At 60.7% G+C, this 19,831-nt stretch carries 15 protein-coding genes and 1 pseudogene; 3 read left to right on the plus strand and 13 right to left on the minus strand.

The window, feature by feature from the left end:
* Positions 1–42 precede the first annotated feature (42 nt).
* The 7 genes and pseudogenes from PAB09_RS08205 to rimP all read right to left on the minus strand — a co-directional run bounded on the left by PAB09_RS08205 (position 43) and on the right by rimP (position 9,273).
* Positions 43–1,341, minus strand: a complete 1,299-nt coding sequence (locus tag PAB09_RS08205) for an MATE family efflux transporter (protein WP_271035343.1) — start codon at positions 1,339–1,341, stop codon at positions 43–45.
* Positions 1,342–1,637: 296 nt separating this feature from the next.
* Positions 1,638–2,660 carry a DHH family phosphoesterase gene (locus PAB09_RS08210; RefSeq protein ID WP_271033200.1) on the minus strand — a complete coding sequence of 341 codons (1,023 nt, stop codon included), beginning with the start codon at positions 2,658–2,660 and terminating at the stop codon, positions 1,638–1,640.
* Positions 2,661–2,759: 99 nt separating this feature from the next.
* Positions 2,760–3,200 (minus strand): 30S ribosome-binding factor RbfA, encoded by a 441-nt coding sequence (gene rbfA / locus PAB09_RS08215; RefSeq protein WP_271033201.1) that lies wholly within the window; start codon positions 3,198–3,200, stop codon positions 2,760–2,762.
* A gap of 521 nt (positions 3,201–3,721) precedes the next feature.
* Complete coding sequence (gene infB / locus PAB09_RS08220) at positions 3,722–6,580, minus strand: translation initiation factor IF-2 (protein ID WP_271033202.1); 2,859 nt, start codon at positions 6,578–6,580, stop codon at positions 3,722–3,724.
* A 117-nt stretch (positions 6,581–6,697) separates the two neighbouring features.
* Positions 6,698–7,046: pseudogene (locus tag PAB09_RS08225) on the minus strand (YlxR family protein).
* 674 nt (positions 7,047–7,720) lie between these two features.
* Positions 7,721–8,722, minus strand: a complete 1,002-nt coding sequence (gene nusA / locus PAB09_RS08230) for a transcription termination factor NusA (RefSeq protein WP_271033204.1) — start codon at positions 8,720–8,722, stop codon at positions 7,721–7,723.
* On the minus strand, positions 8,719–9,273 hold the full coding sequence (rimP, locus tag PAB09_RS08235; RefSeq protein WP_271033205.1) for a ribosome maturation factor RimP: 555 nt from the start codon (positions 9,271–9,273) through the stop codon (positions 8,719–8,721). The genes nusA and rimP overlap by 4 nt, the downstream gene beginning before the upstream one ends.
* A 313-nt stretch (positions 9,274–9,586) precedes the next feature.
* Here rimP and PAB09_RS08240 point away from each other — a divergent pair, with 313 nt between their 5' ends.
* A complete protein-coding gene (locus PAB09_RS08240) occupies positions 9,587–10,714 on the plus strand; it encodes a hypothetical protein (RefSeq protein WP_271033206.1) in 1,128 nt (375 codons plus the stop codon).
* A 258-nt stretch (positions 10,715–10,972) separates the two neighbouring features.
* On the opposite strand, the gene PAB09_RS08245 is transcribed toward PAB09_RS08240, so the two are convergent.
* Positions 10,973–12,730, minus strand: coding sequence for a proline--tRNA ligase (locus PAB09_RS08245; RefSeq protein ID WP_271033207.1), 1,758 nt, complete (start codon positions 12,728–12,730; stop codon positions 10,973–10,975).
* Between the two features lie 32 nt (positions 12,731–12,762).
* On the opposite strand from PAB09_RS08245, the gene yaaA reads away from it, so the two are divergent.
* On the plus strand, positions 12,763–13,524 hold the full coding sequence (gene yaaA / locus PAB09_RS08250) for a peroxide stress protein YaaA (protein ID WP_271033208.1): 762 nt from the start codon (positions 12,763–12,765) through the stop codon (positions 13,522–13,524).
* 104 nt (positions 13,525–13,628) lie between these two features.
* On the opposite strand, the gene cobA is transcribed toward yaaA, so the two are convergent.
* A complete protein-coding gene (gene cobA, locus PAB09_RS08255; RefSeq protein ID WP_271033209.1) occupies positions 13,629–14,372 on the minus strand; it encodes a uroporphyrinogen-III C-methyltransferase in 744 nt (247 codons plus the stop codon).
* Positions 14,373–14,406: 34 nt separating this feature from the next.
* Between cobA and PAB09_RS08260 the strand changes: the two genes are divergently transcribed.
* Positions 14,407–15,960 carry a protein adenylyltransferase SelO family protein gene (locus PAB09_RS08260; protein WP_271033210.1) on the plus strand — a complete coding sequence of 518 codons (1,554 nt, stop codon included), beginning with the start codon at positions 14,407–14,409 and terminating at the stop codon, positions 15,958–15,960.
* On the opposite strand, the gene PAB09_RS08265 is transcribed toward PAB09_RS08260, so the two are convergent.
* The 4 genes from PAB09_RS08265 to PAB09_RS08280 all read right to left on the minus strand — a co-directional run bounded on the left by PAB09_RS08265 (position 15,957) and on the right by PAB09_RS08280 (position 19,691).
* Entirely contained in the window at positions 15,957–16,511 is a 555-nt protein-coding gene (locus PAB09_RS08265) for a methylated-DNA--[protein]-cysteine S-methyltransferase (protein WP_271033211.1), read from the minus strand. The genes PAB09_RS08260 and PAB09_RS08265 overlap by 4 nt on opposite strands.
* A gap of 75 nt (positions 16,512–16,586) precedes the next feature.
* The gene (locus tag PAB09_RS08270) at positions 16,587–18,068 is read right to left on the minus strand and encodes a cobyrinate a,c-diamide synthase (protein ID WP_271033212.1); all 1,482 of its coding nucleotides are present in this window, start codon (positions 18,066–18,068) and stop codon (positions 16,587–16,589) included.
* A 124-nt stretch (positions 18,069–18,192) separates the two neighbouring features.
* Positions 18,193–18,813, minus strand: coding sequence for a cob(I)yrinic acid a,c-diamide adenosyltransferase (gene cobO, locus PAB09_RS08275; protein WP_271033213.1), 621 nt, complete (start codon positions 18,811–18,813; stop codon positions 18,193–18,195).
* A gap of 191 nt (positions 18,814–19,004) precedes the next feature.
* Positions 19,005–19,691 (minus strand): vWA domain-containing protein, encoded by a 687-nt coding sequence (locus PAB09_RS08280; protein WP_271033214.1) that lies wholly within the window; start codon positions 19,689–19,691, stop codon positions 19,005–19,007.
* Between the last annotated feature and the right edge of the window lie 140 nt (positions 19,692–19,831).

Consider the following 19,831-nt stretch of genomic DNA (forward strand, 5'->3'; position numbering starts at 1 on the left):
AACGACGCTTGACGGTGCGCACGCCTTGCGGGGCCACGCCCGTCATTGTCCCGTTTTCGCCCATCGCATGGACTGAAACCGCCATGCTACACCTATAAGACGAATGGCAACGAAGGTAACGAGACCAACCCACACTCCAATCAAACCAAAGTCGAAGTACAGTGACGCCCACACAAATGGCAAGAAGCCGAGCAGGGCAGCCGAAATCGTAAGATTGCGCAAGAACGCGGAGTCACCCGCCCCCAGCAAAACCCCATCAAAGGCGAACACCACCCCACCCAGCACGATCAAAACGATAAGCAACCACCAGGGACCGGCGATTGCCTCCAACACGGCCGCATCGCTACTAAATTGCCGCGGAATCGCTTGCCACCCAAGGGCGAAGACTCCTGCCAGGACAATGGCGAACACCGTCGAATAGGTCACCACTTTCACCCCCACAGCGCGCGCCCTGCGCACCGCACCTGCACCCAATGCAGCCCCCGTGAGCGTCTGGGCTGCGATGGCAAGCGAATCCAAGACCAGTGAAAGAAAATTCCACAGCTGCAACAACACCTGATGCGCTGCAAGTGAGGCCGAGCCAAAACGGCTTGCCACCGCTGCCGCGCTGATAAAGCAAACCTGAAAACTCAACGATCGAACGATCAAGTGCGAACCCATCCGAAGCTGCTGCCTGATGATCGACACATCCGGGCGCCACGAACCCCGTTTTCCTTGGTCCCCCGTGCGCCGGAAGGTGTACCACAAACACCCCAAAAACAACGAAGCTGTAATCGCGGTACCCATGAAATTGGCGACAGCGGACCCCACGATGCCCCAGCGCGCCACGAAGAAGGGAATCGCGATCGCGCCGGGAATCACGCCGGCCAACGTAAAGGCAAGTGGTAAGCGAGTATTTTGGATCCCGCGCAGCCAACCATTGCCCGCCATAACGCACAACACCAGCGGAATGCCAAAAGCTGTCACGCGCAACCACCTCGCTGACAGCTCCGCGACGCCGGCATCGGAGCTCAACCACAGCGCCAGCGTGGGGGCACCTCCCCACACCAGGATGCAAAGAACTATTCCCACGGCGAGGGCGACCCAGGTGGCTTGAACGCCTTCCATGATTGCCTGGTCTCTTTTCCCCGCCCCAAAGGCGCGAGATGCCCTGGCCGTGGTGCCATAGGACAAAAAGGTGAGCTGGGTGGTCACCTGCGAATAGATCGTCGTACCGGCACCGAGTGCGGCGAGGTTGAGCGCTGACGTATGACCGACCACGGATGTATCGAGCAACAAGAACAATGGAGTCGCCGACAGCACGCCCAGCGCCGGCAGCGCGAGCGCCAACACCGTTGACATGCTGACCCTTGCGTGATCGCCTCCCGCACCCGGCTCGCTGCTGGCCCCGGCGCCACGAGGCTTCTCATGCGCGGAAGTTTGGTGGGTGTCCTTATTGCGTCTGTGGGAGTTCACCTCACATAGTGTAGTGACGAATCCCCTTGCCTTTAGTGGGCACCATGTTCTTGCTTCAGGCCACCGGTTCTTCTACCGCCAGGCGGCCGAGCTCAGGCTGCAGCGGCTGGAAGTTCTTCAGGCAAAAGGGCGAGGCGAACTCGAGAATGACAGAGACTCACGCAGCCACCAATGCTCAAGCATTATCTGCATCTGATGCACTCTGAGGCAATGGAATCGATGATCTGCGCGATGACGTGTTCAGTGGTGCCAAACGTGGTAAATCCAGCTGAGCTCACGTGCCCGCCACCGCCGAGGTCGCGAGCCACATGGGAGACGTCATACTTCATCGAGCGCAGTGATACCGCCCAGTCCCCGGCCGAGTATTCCTTGAGGACAACGACGACATCCCCGTCGGAGACACCTCGAATCATATCCGCGATTCCCTCGACCGAAGACTGCGAATGCCCGCGGATGCGATCCCGCGAGGCAATGGCAAAGACCACGGAAAGCGCTCCCACCTCGACCTTGCGCAGGTCTTCGAGGACCTTTCCAATCATGACGAGGTCGGCAACGGTCCCGCCGTCGAAAAGCTCATTGCCGATGGTTCGAATGTCCAAACCATTATCGACGAGCTCTTTGGCCAGCTGATGCATGCTGGGCCTGCCCCAACGAAAACCGCCGGTGTCCGTAATCAATCCTGCATAAAGGCAGTGTGCGATGTCGCGATCCAGGGTGATGTCGAGATAACGGAACCACTCCCGCAATACCGTCGTGGTGGACTCGGCTTGCTTGTCGATGAGATTGACCCCGCCGAAACCGAGGTTGGTGGCGTGGTGATCCACCAAGATCACGCGGTTGGGATTCTCGAGGACCTCGGGTTGCAAGGATCCGGTGCGAGACGACGCCCCGCAATCGACCACCACGACAACGTCTGCTTCGGGCATGTGATCGACGACCCGGATGTCGTCCCAGCCCGGGATTGAGCTTGTCTCAGGGTCTAATGGGCGTCGTTGCCCAATCAGTCCAAACGATTGCTTGCCAAGCTGCCGAAAAGCGGCCACACATGCACACATGCTGCCAATTGCGTCAGCGTCGGGATTGACGTGGCCGATCACCGCAATCGTTTCGGCAGCCATGATCTTTTGCGTGGCTAAGGTAAATGCCTCAGGCAAAGAGAGCGGGTCAGCGGTGGCAAACAAGGCGAAAAATTCCCTCCTGCTCATTACGAGCTCACAAACGAGTACGTAGCTGGTGCTCCGGGCATTCCCCGCCAGGCAAATACACCCCTAGTCTAATCAGTTGTCACTGCAACCGTGGGGTTGTTAGTCCTCTTCAGGAGACTTCTTATAAGGATCTGCGTCACCCGCTGGCACCGCGTTTGCCTTCAACCTGGCCAATTCTTCGTCGCGGGCGCGGGCGCGCGCCAGCAGCTCCTCCATGTGTGCAGTTGCCTCAGGAACGGAGTCAAACTCGAACTTCAAGGTTGGGGTAAACCGGACCGAAAGCTGCTCGCCGACAATCTTGCGAAGCTGCCCTTTGGCGCGGTGCAGCGCCTCGGCCGCAGCCTTAACGTCTGGTTCCTGGTCGATGGTGCGGCCGCGGACCGTGTAGAAAATCGTTGCGTCATGGAGGTCGCCTGTGACCCGGGTGTCGGTGATGGTGACATATTCCAAGCGATTGTCTTTGATTTCGCGTTCGATCGCCGTGGCGACGATCGTCTGAATCCTTTTTGCCAGCCGTGCCGCGCGTGCGTGGTCAGCCATGTCGGTTCTCCTCATAGTGGATCGAAGTGAAATCGTGCATTGCCACACAAGCACATCCGCACGCGCGACATAGCGCACATGGCCATAATAATGGCGCACTGGTTGTCCCTGCAGGCACCGCCTGGATGTGGCTGGGTTTGCTGCTTCACCAGCGGTCACCGTTGCATTTTTGCTTTCCGACGACCACAGGCGTGCCTCAGCCCATGGAGACCATGGACACCGCGCCACATTCTGACGTATGCAATCTTAACCGCCCCTGCGTCTGCACGAGCAGGACTTCACCCGCTGTGATCGCACCGTCGTGTCTTATCTCTTCCCGAAGCACGAATCATCCCAACAGCGCAGCGAAAACCCTGCCTCACAAAGCGCATGAGCTTGTGCAAAAGCGGGCTCGCCCTCATCGTGAAGGCGAGCCCGCCATTGGAGGTCACACCCCATGGTGCACGGGAATGACCAGCAGTACTAGGCGCAGCAGCCGCTGCCCCTCGCGTCCAGCCAAGGGCAGCAACTAGCGACAGTACTTAGGTGCGAGGAACTTCTACCTGCTCGAAGACCTCGATGATGTCACCTACCTGAATATCCGGGTAGGACAGGACCATACCGCACTCATAACCTGCGGAGACCTCAGTGACATCGTCCTTTTCGCGACGCAGCGACTCGATGGTTGCGTTGTCGGCGATGACGTTGCCGTCGCGGATGAGGCGAATAGAGGCGTTGCGACGAACCTTGCCGGTTTCGACCATACAACCTGCAATCAGGCCGACAGCAGAAGCCTTGAAGATTGCGCGGATCTCCGCCCGACCAACCTCGCGCTCCTCGTAGATTGGCTTGAGCATGCCCTTGAGAGCCTGCTCCACCTCTTCGATGGCGCGGTAGATAACCGTGTAGTAACGGATATCTACGCCCTCGGCGTTGGCTTCCTCAGTAGCCTTGCCCTCAGCGCGCACGTTGAAGGCGATGATGACAGCGTCAGAGGCAGCAGCCAAGGAGACGTTGGTCTGGGTGACGGCACCAACACCACGGTCGATGATGTTGAGCTGAACCTCGTCGTCCACCTCGATCTTGAGCAAGGCCTCCTCGAGGGCTTCCACGGAGCCCGCGTTGTCACCCTTGAGGATGAGGTTGAGGGTCGAGGTCTCCTTGAGCACTGCATCCAGATCCTCGAGGGAGACACGCTTGCGAGACTTCGCAGCCAGCGCGTTACGCTTGCGGGCGTTGCGCTGGTTGGCGATCTGACGTGCGACACGGTCATCCTCAACCACGAGCAAGTTGTCGCCGGCTCCTGGCACGCCATTGAGACCTTGCATCTGGACAGGGCGGGACGGACCTGCTTCTTCGACGTCGTTGCCGAACTCGTCAACCATGCGACGCACGCGACCATAGGCGTCGCCAGCGACGACGGAATCACCAACACGGAGGGTACCGCGCTGGACGATAACGGTGGCAACTGGACCACGGCCACGGTCGAGGTGAGCCTCAATAGCCACACCCTGAGCAGGCATATCCGGGTTCGCGCGCAGATCCAGCGAGGCATCGGCGGTCAGCAAGACTGCCTCGAGCAACCCATCAATGTTGATGTTCTGCTTTGCGGAGATGTCCACGAACATCGTGTCGCCACCGTACTCTTCCGGCACGAGGCCGTATTCGGTCAGCTGGCCACGGATCTTCTCCGGGGAAGCCCCCGGCTTATCGATCTTGTTCACGGCAACCACGATGGGCACATCTGCGGCCTTGGCGTGATTGATAGCCTCAACGGTCTGCGGCATGACACCGTCGTCAGCAGCAACGACGAGCACGGCGATATCGGTGGACTTCGCACCACGGGCACGCATGGCGGTAAACGCCTCGTGCCCTGGGGTATCCAGGAAGGTAATTTTGCGTGGATTGCCATCGACATTCACGGTCACCTGGTAGGCGCCGATGCCCTGGGTGATGCCACCGGCCTCGTCGGAACCGACGTTGGTCTTACGGATGGTATCCAACAGTCGGGTCTTACCGTGGTCGACGTGACCCATGACGGTCACCACTGGAGGACGAACCTCGAGGTCTTCCTCGGTACCTTCGTCCTCACCGAACTGGAGGTCGAAGGACTCAAGCAGCTCGCGGTCCTCGTCTTCAGGGGAGACAACCTGAACCACATAGTTCATCTCATCGCCCAGCAGCATCAACGTCTCTTCGCTGACGGAGGCGGTAGCAGTAACCATCTCACCGAGGTTGAACAGCGCCTGCACCAGTGCTGCTGGCTCCGCACCGATCTTCTCCGCGAAGTCAGACAGTGACGCGCCGCGGGCAAGGCGCACGGTAGCGCCGCCACCGTCAGGCAGGCGAACGCCACCAATGACGTTCGGTGCCTGCATTGCCTCGTACTCGTTGCGCTTCTGCCGCTTCGACTTACGCCCCTTGCGAGGTGCGCCACCCGGACGGCCGAAAGCTCCAGCGGTGCCGCCGCGGCGACCACCGCGCCCAGCTCCGCCACCGCGGCCTCCGAAGCCACCCTGGCCCGGACCGTTTTGACCGCCCTGGCCACCCTGACCGCCGCGCCCACCACGACCGCCTGAAGCAGCGCGGGTAGGCATCTGGCCTGGGTTCGGATGCGTCGGCATCATGGCAGGCGAAGGACGACGTCCACCACCCTGACGCTCCTGACCGCCTGAGGACTGGCCCTGTGCCGGACGGGAATCACGACGCTGTTGGCCCTGACCGCCTTGGCGTTCACGGTTGCCGCCTGGGCGGGGGCCACGCTCGCCGTTGGCGTTCGGCCGATTTCTACCTGGGCGTGGGCCGCCACCTGGACGAGGAGCCGGGCGCTCTCCGCCACCGGTAGAAAATGGGTTATTTGCCACTCGAGGCGCGCGGGCACCTGGCTTCGGACCCGGACGAGCAGCGGTGGCACCTGGGCGCGCCTGCGGACGAGGCATCGCACCAGGGGTGGCTTGCGGCTTAGCTGCAGACTCAAATTTCGGCGCCGCTGGCTTCGGTGCGGCAGGCTTTGGCGCTGCCGACTTTGCCTGTGCTCCGGGGGTTGGGGCGGCCGGCTTTACTGCCGAGCCTGGGGTCGATGCTGCTGAGGTCTTAGCTGCCGGGGTTGCCGGGGATACCGGGGATGCAGCCTTCTGCGCCGGACGCGCAGGCTTAGGCGCTGCCGGCTTCGGCGTGGCAGGCTTAGAAGGTGCAGGGGCCGCGGCCTGTGCTGCGGCTGGCGCCGACTTCTTTTCGGCGGTTGCGCCGTAGTGCTCCTTCATCTTCTTGACCACCGGAGGTTCGATGGTCGAAGACGCAGTCTTGACGAACTCGCCCTGTTCTTTCAGGGTTGCGAGCAGTTCCTTGCTTGTTACACCGAGCTGCTTTGCAAGCTCATGTACACGTAGCTTTCCGGGCACTTCTCTCCTTGTGTTACGGAAGGAAGTTCTTCGATAGTGCCCGGCGTGCGGGTTCTATCGTGAGCTTCCAACCTTGTTGATCGTGACGTTCATCGCTGATGCTTCATCGTGTGCTCATCAGTGTTCGGTCTTCCTTTTACTCTCGGGTCTGTGTGGCGCGGTTCGTAACTAGGTACGCGCGCACGCGACCTGTGTCTACGTTGGTAGACACCCGCAACGCCCTCGCGAATGCGCGACGTTTTTCAGCCAGCTCCAAAGCATCGATGGTGGGAGTAATCCACGCCCCGCGCCCACCCGCACGTTTGCGGGGATCAGCCATGAGCCTGGTGGGATCCCGAGGATCCAGCACGACTCGAAGGAGCTGGGACTGGGGTTTGCGTGTCGCAGTTGCAATACAGGTACGGATTGGTTCGGAAGATGTAGGAAGGTGCTGTGCGCTCCCTTTCCCCATGGCCTCTCGATTCATCCAACTCCTTGCTGATTACTGCTACTTATATTTTCAACCACGTTCGCCCCACACGTATGAGAGCGCGTTTACAGCATTCTCATTTATCAGCGCGCACCCCTGCCTGCCTGTCAAGACAAAAGGACGCACGCTACGTCGCGGAACATGTTTTGGGCCGAAGGACAGTGTACGCCATTGCCCCCAACTGGGGCAATTATCAAATGAGTTTGACCACCTATATGTTTCGCAGGTGCTACCCAGATACAACGAAAACATAACTCATCCTCACCCAGCCCTGGAGGCGTAGTTTTCTCATTAGGACACACCCGCACCAAGGTTTTCAGGCAGTTGCCTAACCATGCCCTTTTACTACCTCATCATCGAGCACTGAGCTTGCCATCGATCCGCCGACTGTGACTTTCTTACCAAAGCAGCCCCGCGTGTTAGCTTTCCCATGTGAGCCCAGTCTCCAGGCATCACGCACCGGCGCTGTTCACAGGCCTAGGATCCTCGTCACCACGAGCAGCCCTGCAAGCAAATCCGCTCACCAGGCAAACGCCGCTAGGTCGAACCATGAATGTTGGCGTGTACCATCGCCGAGAGGTCGCACACCGTGGCGTCGGAAAGCAAAAACCCTAAGGAATGATGTCCTTAGGGTCATATGCTGCTCGGCTATGGGCCAACGGCGGTACTTCTTAGCTCGCGTCGGAACGGATATCGATCTTCCAGCCGGTCAAACGTGCGGCCAAGCGGGCATTTTGGCCTTCTTTTCCGATAGCCAGCGAGAGCTGGTAGTCCGGCACGGTCACGCGGGCAGACTGGGCTGCAAGATCGATGACTTCGACGTGAACTACCTTCGACGGCGCCAAGGAGTTGCCCACGTAGACTGCCGGATCCTCGGAATAGTCGATGATGTCAATCTTTTCGCCACCCAGCTCACGCATGATGTTGTTCACGCGCTGACCGCGCGGGCCGATGCAAGCACCCTTGGCGTTGAGCCCCTTCTTGGTGGCACGAACGGCAACCTTGGAGCGGTGCCCTGCCTCGCGTGCGATGGAGACAATCTCGACCGAACCGTCAGCGACCTCGGGGACCTCCAGCTCGAAAAGCTTGCGAACCAGCTCAGGGTGGGTACGAGACAGGTTAATTTGGAGGCTACGCGGGTTATTGCGCCCGACGCCGACGACATAAGTCTTTACGCGATCGCCGTGGGTGAGCTTTTCGCCGGGAATCTGCTCGGCGGGAAGGATCTGGCCGTCCTTGCCTTCTAGCTCGGTGCCGAGGTGAACCACGACGATTCCGCGTTCATTGGCGAATGCGTCGGCCTGCACGATGCCGGAGACCACGGTCCCCTCGTACTTAGAGTAGGCATCGTAGGCTTGCGAGGTCTCAGCCTCGCGGAGCCGCTTAAGGATGGCGTCACGAACGGCAGGTCCACCGATGCGGGAGAAATTAACTGGGGTGTCGTCGAATTCGGAGACAAGCTCACCGTCTTCATCAAACTCCGAGACGATGACGGAGGCAATTCCAGTGTCTGCATCGATATCCACGCGCGCCTTCGAGGTTGGGCTTGGCTTCGTGTCCTTGAACTCCCGGTACGCAAACAGCAGAGCGTTCGCGATGGTTTCAAGCAAGTCATCAACCTTGATCCCCGCTTGGGATTCAATGTTTTTCAGCGCCTGAATATCGATATTCACTTGTTGTCCTCTCGCCTTTCCAAGGCTTCGTCGAATGAAAGCGCGACCAATTCCATCTCGTCGGCCACGGGTTGTGCAAACTCAATTTCTACCATTGAATCCGCATGCGATGCCAACTCCAGGTCTCTTAACTGCATAACCTTGCCCACCCGCGCAATGACAATGACCCGATCTTGCGCCTCATTAAGGGCCCCGATGCGCCACAAGGATTTCTTGCCATCGTCGATGATGGTGACCAGCCGACCCCGATTGCGGGCCCAGTGGCGAGGCAGACGCAGCGGCATATCGGTACCGGGCGTTCCAACTTCAAGGGTGTATCCCGGACCGAAGTTCAACTCGCCTGCCTCCTCGAGCTTGTCAAACTGCGCAGACAGCTCGTTGGAGACCACCTCCAAAACGTCCGAGTTCACGCGCTCATCGGAGTCCAATGCGATAGCCACCAGGGACTTCTTCCCCGCGCGCGAAATCTTAATCCCCTCGAGGTCGAGGCCGTAGTGCGTGGCAACTGGGACGATCGCCTGGGCGAGTTGTTCTTCTGTTGGAAAAGCCATGCACCTGATCTTGCCACACATTCGATTCGGGACGGTCCCCAACCTTTGCGGGGACATCAGGCGTGTTGCGCGCGTGACATCACAGTCTCATCTCCAGGCACAAACCAGACACCTTCCCCTCAGAAGCGATCGAAGTCCTTTTCATCCCGCCCTGGGTGGCACCGCCACCTGCAGCCGATAACCTATTATGCTTTTCTGCGTGATCCTGCAGCGCAAGAAGAATAAACCAAACCCACCGGCCACATTTGTCACCACGCAGGCGGCGGGCAGTGCGAACAGCGGGACGTCGTTAAGCATAAGGCGCATATTTGGCATGCCTGCCCGCATGGCCGCAGTGGCTGCCGTCGCTAGTGTTACGCTGACCGGATGCAGCCTCATCCCCACCCCTAGCCCGGATCCCACGCTGCTGAGCCTCTACCAACGAGCAGCACTGGACGCAAAAGATGCTTCCGATCCGAATGTAGCCGCCCTGCGTGCAGACAACGCGGCAGCGCTAAAGTCCGAGATTGAGCGACTGTGTGGGCATTATGACGATGGGCAAGTTCCGGAAAGCTGCCAGGTCACCGAGGATCCCACCGGCGTAGATACCGCCACCCCGGCCACAACTCACATCCTCGACCAACTCGCCACCGTGCCCCAGGAATCCCTGCCTGTGGTGCTGATGGAATTCCTCCAACTCGCAGCCCAATTAGGCCCACTGCCGCCACTGCATCACGCAGACGTGAGCATCCAGACCAATACCAACGTACCCAAGTCAGTTGTCAACGCCGACGAGGAAACTCTCCTGCTGCGCACTGAGCAGGAGTTCGGCTTCACCTACGGCCTTCAGATGGCCATGGCCTACGCCGATGCCGACCTGCTGCCCTTGCTCGAGGAATCGCTCAACTCCCACTACGAGATCCTCAACAAGCTTGAAGAAACCACCGGATCGCAGTACATGGCGATCCCAGTCCTCCAACCCACCTACGACCTCAGTACCTACCCCACGGTCTCGGATGCCGCCAGCGCCCGGGAATTCTATTCCGCGCTGTTAAGCGACCTACTCAAGGGATGGATGCAGGCCGCCGCACAAGCCGGCGCCGATTCATGGCGCTACCAATCATTCATCATCGCAGGCCTGCTGACTCAGGAGGCAGTTCGCGCCGGGATCCCGGTGGATTTCAGTTTGAGCACCGAAGCCGCCGAGACATCTGGGACCTTAAACACGACGGAGCCTTCGTCCAACACTGAGGCCTCCGGAACTCCACCGCAGACCGTTTCAAGAAGCACCGGCAGCACCCCCGAGGAAAGTGCGCCGGAGACGGCCGCGAATTCCTCGGCGTCCGGCGACGTGGCGTCTGTCGATCCGGCCGCAACTGATGAATCCGGCGCAGACACAGAAGGTGCTAGCGACGCCAGCGATGTGGTTTCCCCGGAGGCAATTGCACCCGCCGCCTCCTAGTGCGCGCCGTCTCGTGCGTACCAGCAAGAGACGACGAACACGGTGCACGAGTTGAAAAGTCTCGCACTTAATGGCACCGACGGCGCCGCGCTGAGTTCTTCCACGCCAAAGGCCTAGGTAAGCAAGCTTTCTTCGTTGCTTACTTACCTAGGCCCGAGTAAGTCGTGGTGGACCCTAGAGGACCCCAAGTGGATCCTCTTAAGCCTCTTAAGCCTCAGTGCACCCTCGTCATGACTATCGGTGGTGCTCGCCTGGCTTTTAGGCGCTGAGAATCTGCTTGACTGCCTCGACAACGCCGTCGGCAGGCACCTCAAGGGTCTGCCCACCGCGCACACGGATCTCCACCTTGCCCTCCTTGAACGCGCGTCCAAGCACGACCACGATGGGCATACCGAGCAGCTCGGAATCCTTGAACTTCACGCCTGGGCTCACCTTCGGGCGGTCGTCGAAGAGTACCTCCACGCCCGCTGCGTCGAGCTCGGCGACAAGCTTGTCGCCTGCGTCAAGTGCTGCTTGGTCCTTGTTGGCCACCACCAGATGGACCTGGTACGGGGCAACCTCGAGCGGCCAATTCAGGCCCTGCTCGTCATGGCGCTGCTCGGCGAGTACGGCCATGAGGCGGGAGACACCGATGCCGTAGGAACCCATCGTTGGGATGGCGCGCTTGCCGTTTTCATCCAGGATCTGCACGTCGAAGGCGTTGGTGTACTTGCGGCCGAGCTGGAAGATGTGTCCGATCTCGATGCCGCGGGCCAAGGTGAGCACGCCCTGGCCAAGCGGTGCCGGATCGCCCTCTTTGACCTCGGCGGCCTCGATGAAGCCGTCGACCTCAAAATCGCGGCCCGCGACGAGACCGACGACGTGGCGTTGCGGGGCATCCGCGCCGGTAATCCAGGCGGTACCTTCGGCGACGCGCGGATCGGCCAGCACCTTCACACCGTTGGCGCGCAGGGCACGCGGCCCCACGTACCCCTTGACAAGGAAGGGATTCTTCTTGAAGTCTTCCTCCACCGCCAGCTCCACCTCGGCAGGCTCCAAGGAAGCCTCGAGGCGCTTCATGTCCACCTCGCGGTCGCCGGGCAGGAGAATGCCGGTGAGCTCTGCCTCCTCAGAGCCGGGCTGGGTGACCTTGACGATGAGGCACTTGAGCGTATCGGAGGCCTCAACCTCGCGGCCATCGACGGTGATGCCGGCAGAACGTGCCCAATCAACCAGCGCTTCGATGGTCTCCGAAGCCGGGGTATCGTGCTCCACAGCCTCTCGTTGGCCTTCGATCGGGCGCGGGGTGCCAGGCTGGGTTACCACGGCCTCGACGTTGGCGGCGTAGTCGCCCTCGGTAGCGCGCACGAAGGTGTCCTCGCCGTTGTCGGACACTGCCAGAAATTCCTCGGAGGCGGAGCCGCCCATTGCCCCGGAGGTTGCGGCACAAATCACGTATTCAACCCCGAGGCGATCGAAAATGCGCTGATAGGCCCCGCGGTGACGCTGATAGGACTGTGCCAATCCCTCATCGGTCATGTCGAAGGAATAGGAGTCCTTCATGACGAACTCGCGTCCGCGCAGAATGCCCGCGCGCGGGCGCTCCTCGTCGCGGTACTTCGTCTGAATCTGGTACAAGGTGACCGGGAAATCCTTGTAGGAGGAGTACATTTCCTTGACCGCGGAGGCAAACATCTCCTCATGCGTGGGGCCGAGCAGATAATCGGCGTCCTTGCGATCTTTCAACCTAAACAGCGAGTCTCCATACTCCGTCCAGCGATGGGTCTGCTCGTAGGGCTCGCGAGGAAGCAACGCCGGGAACAGCAGCTCCTGGGCGCCGATTCCGTCCATCTCCTCGCGCACGACATTTTCGATCTTGCGCAGGGTGCGCAGTCCCAGGGGCAGCCAGGTGTACACGCCGGGTGCGACTCGGCGTATGTAACCTGCTCGCACGAGCAGCTTGTGGCTGGGTACTTCTGCGTCTGCCGGATCCTCGCGCAGCGTGCGAAGAAACAGGGTTGAAAGGCGTGTAATCATGTTTGCACATGTTACCCGGTTACCCTAGAGGGATGCTTATTGTGTTGCCTCCAAGCGAGACTAAGTCTGTCGGCGGGGATTACCCGCCACTTGATTTCGACGCCCTTCGCTTCCCTTCCCTCAACCCGGCGCGCCGCGACATAGCTGAGGATCTCGTGGCCTTGCCGGTCGAGGATGCGTTGGACGTGCTTGGTATTTCGGAAAAGCTGCGCGGCGAGGCCGAAATGAACCAGGCATTGTTTTCCTCCCCCACCGATTGCGCTTTCCGACGCTACGCGGGCGTGCTCTACGATGCGCTCGACCCTTCCTCTTTGCCGAAGGAGGCCCTAGAAAAGGTGGCTATCGGTTCGGCCTTATTCGGCCTGGTCGGGGCCCTCGATGCCATTCCCCACTACCGGTTGTCCGGCGGTTCCAAGCTTCCCCGTCGCGGGGGCGGGCCGGTGCCGACGATGAAGGCCAGGTGGTCGAGTTTGATTCGCGATGAATTACGCGCCGTTGCCGAAACGGAGTTGCTGATCGACTTGCGTTCGGGAACCTATCAGCAACTCGGAAAGGCCAAGCAGGCGCTGACGGTGCGCGTGGAATCGCAGTATCCGGATGGCACGCGCAAAGTAGTAAGCCACTTCAACAAGCATTACAAGGGCTTACTTGCCCGCACCCTGCTGTTGGCGCACTCCCCAGCGCGCTCGATTGAAGATGTCGCTCAGGCAGCTACCGAGGCTGGCTTCAAGGCAGAACTTCCCACCCAGGCCGGTTCCAATGAGCTTACGGTGATTGTAAAAACCGAGGGCTAGGGACACTAGGTTCAGCCTTGGCCGCGTGCGGGTCAGCACAGTCGCCTCAGCAGCCGTGTTCACCCTGGTGCATGTCTGAAAGCTAAAGGTGCCTGGCCGTTGGCTTAAGCTTCGAGAGCCGCGACCTCGCCGATGACATACACCGCCGGTGGCGCGACTTCGTTGGCAGCCATGGTGTCGGCCAGCGTACCCAGAGTGCAACGGAAGACGCGCTGCGTTTCGGTGCTGCCTTCTTGGATGATGGCGGCGGCGGTGTCTGCGGGCTTGCCGGCGTCGATAAGCGCTTGGGCGATGAGTGGCGCGTTTTTCACGCCCATGATCACAGCCAACGTGCCACCCGTGTGGGCCAGCGCTGCGTAATCGTTGAGGCACGTGGGATGCTGCGGCGGCACGTGTCCGGAAATCACCGTGAAGCTATGGACCACGCCGCGCTGAGTGATGGGAATCCCGGCCAAGGCCGGTGCCGAGATGGCGCTGGTAACTCCGGGGACTACCTCCGTTGCGAACCCGTGCGCCGCGAGTGCTTGTAGTTCTTCAAACCCCCGGCCGAAGACATAAGGGTCACCGCCTTTCAGGCGTACGACCTTCTTTCCCGCCTGGGCGTATGCGACCAGCATCTCGTTGATCTTTTCCTGAGCCACCTGTTTGCCGTAGGGCAGTTTGGACACGTCGATGACTTCCTTGGTGGAGATATCGCACAGCTTGTCCAGTTCCGGTGCGGGCCCAAGGTGATCGGCCAGGATGACCTCCGCGTCCTGAAGGCGGTGCATGCCACGGACCGTGATGAGGTCCCAGGCGCCTGGGCCGCCGCCAACGAGGGAGACCAACGGGGTACTGCTATTGCTCATGGTGCATTAGTTTAGCGGTCGGTAGCATGGGTGAATGACTCTCACCCACCGCTTCGCCGAGCGCCTGCCTCAGATGTGCCTTCCGCAAAAACCGGAAGCCTTCCCTGACCTCGAGGTTGTCATCTTCAACGATGACCTAGGCGCCAGGTTAGGTCTCGATGGGCAGGCGCTTGTCGATATGATTCGCGAAGCAACGCACGCGAAGGAGCCCATCAGCCACGCCCAGGCGTATGCCGGGCATCAGTTTGGACAGTTTGTGCCCCTTCTTGGGGATGGAAGAGCCCTGCTGCTAGGCGAGGTGGAGTCACACGGTGACGATGGTGGTTCCCGCGTCGACATTCACCTCAAAGGTTCCGGCCGCACCCCATTTTCGCGTGGCGGCGACGGTCAGGCCGCGCTGGGGCCTATGCTGCGGGAATATCTCGTCTCCGAGGCCATGCACGGGTTAGGGGTTCCCACCACCCGCAGCCTGGCTGTGCTTCGCACCGGAAAACGTATCCAACGAGAAAGGGTTGTTGAGGGGGCGCTGCTGGTGCGCGTGGCCAAGACGCACCTTCGTGTGGGCTCGCTGCACTATGCTGCGCTGCGCGGGAAGGAAACGCTGTCTTCGGTGATGGACTTCGCGGCAACGGAACTGAGTGCTTCGTTAGGCCCATCGTCGGCAAGCAATGCTACGGCGAGACACGACAACCGGTACGGCGACTTCTACGCGCGACTGGTCCACGCGCATGCCCGCCTGGTGGCGAAGTGGATGCGCCGCGGATTCGTCCACGGCGTGCTCAATACGGACAATACTTCCCTGGCGGGTGAGACGATTGACTACGGGCCGTGTGCCTTCATGGACGTCTTCGACGCGAACGCGTGTTTTTCCTCGATCGACCGTCAAGGCCGCTACGCCTATCGCAACCAGCCGTCGATTATTGGGTGGAATCTGGCCCGGGCGGCGGAGGCGATGATCCCGCTGCTTAGCCTCGAGGATGCTCAATCCATCCTCGGTACATACTCCGCGCAATTCAGGCAGGCATGGCTTGAGGAAATGGCCGAGGCCACCGGCCTAGAACTTAGCCCTGCGGTCGAGGAGCTGTTGGATGATCTGGTGGCGATATTAGAGGCTATCCGCCCTGAGCGCGCAGGCATCACGGTGCCCACGGTGCAACCGGACGCTAAGGAATCGGTTGCAGATTCTGTCGGCGAACAACCTGTCGGCAATGACACGCCAGAAAGCGGCGTTGTCGGCGCCGATGGTGCGGTTGATTATCATCGTTTCCTTCGCGCGCTTTCCGACGAGCACCCTTTAAAGCCCGACTACCCTGCCGAACTTCAAGACTGGGTGCGTCGCTGGCTCGATTGTCACCCCGATACAGCAAGTCTGCGCGGGCGCAACCCCATTGTGATCCCGCGCAATCATCTCATCGAGCAGGCGTTGGAAAGCGCCGACGATGGCGATCTGTCCAAAGTAAGGCTCTTGGCTCGCGCGCTCGCGGATCCTTTTTCCTTCTCGGACTCGCTTCACGCATCGGAACGGGCATGGTTGGATTCGCCGCCTCCCGTCCGGGAACAACCTTTTGTTACCTATTGCGGTACTTAAGAACTCAACATGGCTTCCCGAGTCAGCAGGCTGGACTTGATCTGTGCACCGTAGCGAAATTGCCCCACCGACCCGTCGTTGCGGGTTATTCGATGGCAAGGAACGAATAAAGCCGCAGCATTGGTAGCACAGGCGCTGGCCGCGGCACGAACGGCCCTTGCGTTGCCGCACCTTTCGGCATATTCGGTATAGCTCAGCACTTGCCCCGGCGCCACCGCCCGCAAGGTTTCCCAGGCAGCCATGCGAAAGGGGCCGGAATGTTGTTCTACAGGGATCCGGCTCGGGGCGTACACGTCGCCACCGTAATAGGCGGTGACGGCTCGCGCCGCAGAGGCGAGGACGCCCGACGCGTCGAGCTCACCTTCCTGCATGAGTGCGATTGTGTGCGGGCGAATAGAGGGGTGTATCAGGCTGCGAAGCTGTTCGAGCTCGGCGGTCCATCCCGACGCCAGCACCGCAATATCCGAGGCGATGATGCTAAAGACACCGTCGGGTGTCTCCACGCTCACGGCGCGCGTCACAGCCGGGGTGTGGAATGTCATGCTTGCCATGCGCTTACACCTTTCTGCTTCCCGCCATTGAAGGCGAATGATGGTCAATCTGGCAATGCACGGTAGCCAGCGGCTCTACTGTTTTGCGCAGGCGTCCATGAAGCGCACGATGGCCTCGGGTACCGCAGCCGGGTGCACATGAAGATAGCTGGCGTGGATATTGCCGGCGCCACCTGGACCAATGAAACCTTCTGCTTTGGGTGTTCCATCCCACCCCTTCCAGCCCCACGCCGGCGTGAAGTCCGGTGCGGTCTGGCTTGCAAGCGCGGTGTGGTGGAATTCGTGGCCTACTACCCTTTGCCCGGCTCGGTACAACACCGAATCGTGGAGGCTTACCGCCTCCCGGTAGCCAAGCGTCAAACGTTGGGACATCGCACCCGTGGTTTCGATTACTCCCAGCATCGCGTGATCGTCGAGGCTGCCTAGCAGCCACAGGAGCCCAGCGCATTCTGCATGAACGGGCATCCCGTCCGCAATCCTTGTACGGATGTGGGCTGTGAGATCCTTTCGCCCCGACAGGGCCTCAACATGTTCTTCCGGGAATCCTCCTGGGATAATGAGCCCATCGCACTCAGGAAGATCATCCACCAGCGGGTCGAAGGTGACAACAGTGGCGCCGGCGGCGGCCAGCAATTCGGTGTGCTCGGCGTAGGTGAAAGAAAACGCCGGTCCGGCGGTCATCGCAATCACCGGGCTCGGGTGCAGGAGCGCGCCCGGTCCTCCAGCCGTCTGGGGTGCAGGTTGGGTGTCTGGTGCCGCCTCCGATTCTCGTGCCCGCGCCTGGGCGATGGCTTCCTGGGGATCCCAGGGCCGGCCGCGCCAACGGCAGTAGGCAAGCCGCAGGATCGCCTCCACGTCGACGTGTTCTTCCACGATGTCACCCATGCGTGCCACGGCGGCCTCGGCCTCGCCCAGCTCCCCTGCAGTCACCAGACCTAGATGCCTGGAGGGGACCTCGATGTGATCGACGCGCGGAATCGCTCCGAGGACAGGCACGCCGAGGGCCTCGACCGCCGCGGTGCACACGGCGGCATGGCGCGGTGTGCCTACCTTGTTGAGAATCACCCCGGCGATGTGAACGGCAGTATCCTGAGTGAGGAATCCACGAACGAGCGCGCCGACGGACTGGCTCATCCCACGCACGTCCACCACGAGGATGACCGGCATGCCCAACTCCGCGGCTACTGCCGCCGTGGAACCGACGGCAAGCCCCACCTCGGCTTCGGATGACTGGCCGGCTGACGCGGTGATGCGGCCGTCGAAAAGCCCCATGACGCCTTCGACGACACCGATATCTGCGCCGGCCGAGCCGTGCGCGTACAGGCTTCCGATGAGCCCTTGACACATGACGGCGTCCAGATTGCGCCCCACGGTGCCCGTGGCCAGCCCGTGATATCCGGGGTCGATATAATCCGGGCCTACTTTAAATGGCGCGACGGTGGCCCTGGTGGATAACGCGCGCAGCAGCCCGGTTGCGATAGTGGTTTTGCCCGAGCCGGAGCTTGTCGCGGCGATGACCACTCCTGGAGTGGCAGTTGAAGATGTTGAGGTGCTCACCTTGTTCAAGATACTAAACGCCACCCCCGCGCAGTCCTGAGGTGGCGTTGGAGGAGCGACGCTATCGCCTATTCCTGTGATGCGAGAGGCGTTTCACCACGTTGCTTGACGACGCCGCCAGCCGCTACCACTCAATGCCTTTTTGACCCTTGCGGCCGACATCCATGGGGTGCTTAATCTTGGCCATCTCGGTCACTAGGTCCGCTACCTCCACCAGCTTGGGGTCCGCATCGCGCCCGGTCATCACGACATGCTGCTTTCCCGGACGATTAGCCAGGGTTTCTACGACATCATCAATGTCGATCCACCCCCATTTAATGGGATAGGTGAACTCGTCGAGCACGTAGAAATCATGTTCCTGGTTAGCAAGGCGCCGCTTGATTTCCTGCCACCCCTCGGCGGCGTCCCGGGCGTGGTCCTCGTCGCTGCCCTGCTTCTTCGACCATGACCAGCCTTCGCCCATCTTGTGCCACTCAACGGCGCCACCCTCACCGGTTTCTTCATGCAGGCGTCCAAGGCGCTTAAAGACGGACTCCTCACCCACTTTCCACTTCGCGGACTTGACGAACTGGAACACCCCGATGTTCATCCCTTGGTTCCACGCGCGCAACGCCATGCCGAAAGCAGCGGTGGACTTGCCTTTGCCTTCGCCGGTATGTACCGCGGTAATCGGCAGCATCCGGCGCTGGCGGGTAGTCAGCCCATCATTGGGGATGGTGGCCGGGTCGACTTTTCCTTGAGGCATGGGCACTCCTTTGTTGATAGTGAGGTGTTTTAAGCCAGGATGCATTATCTTCACAACCGGCAAGCTCGTTGTGCGAGCATTCGATGACACAATCCGGCCGTGACTTGGTGCTGCCACCACCTTAGCGGCAATTGTTCACAGACAAGGCATGCGCCCACATAAGCTACGAAGCTTCGCGGACTGTCGGCCGTTTAGATCGCCTCGATAATGCCGGTTACTGCATTCGCGTCGAGCTGATCGACCTCGACGCAGGCTGCACCCAGGCCACGGGCGAGCTCCTTGGCAAGGCCTAGCCTGATGCGCCCGCCACGCTCACAGTCAATCACGATGCTCGCACACAAATCCTTACGGGCTATGTCTTCGCTGGCCGACCGCAGCTTGTCCAGTCCACCGGCGCCCGTTGCCCGACCATCGGAAAGCACCATGAGAATGGCCCTACGCCCGGGTTCCTTAAGCCCCTCGCGACGAATGAGGTCGGCGGCCATGGCAAGGCCTTCCGGCAAGGGAGTCTTTCCGCCGGTGGGCAGGTCCTGCAATCGCTTGTGGGCAACATCGATGGAGGAGGTCGGCGGCAAGACCAGTTCCGGGCGCGCACCGCGCACGCTAATGACTGCCACGCGATCGCGGCGCTGGTAGGCATCGGAAAGCATGGAATGCACTGCTCCCGTCACAGCGGATAGCCGATCCCGCGCTGCCATCGAGCCTGATGCATCCACGACGAAGACGATGAGGTTCGACTCCCTACCTTTGCGCAGGCTTCCTCGGAAGTCTTCCGGTAGGAAGCTGATACGACCGCCTTCGATGCGGGCGCCACGGTCGCCGGCTGCCTTAATGGTTCCCATGATGTCAAAGCCGTGGCCATGCTTAATGGGGCGCACGTGCCCGCCCTGGGCGGTATAAGCCGGTGACCGACGCCCCGGAGTCGACTCCTGCCGGGAGCCCAAAGGGGCTTTGCGTTGGAGTTTACGCAGGGCGAAAGGTCGCGCCTTGATCGGCGCTACCTCCCTGCGGCGCGTGG

This window comes from Corynebacterium sp. SCR221107 (genome assembly GCF_027886475.1).
Lineage (GTDB): Bacteria > Actinomycetota > Actinomycetes > Mycobacteriales > Mycobacteriaceae > Corynebacterium.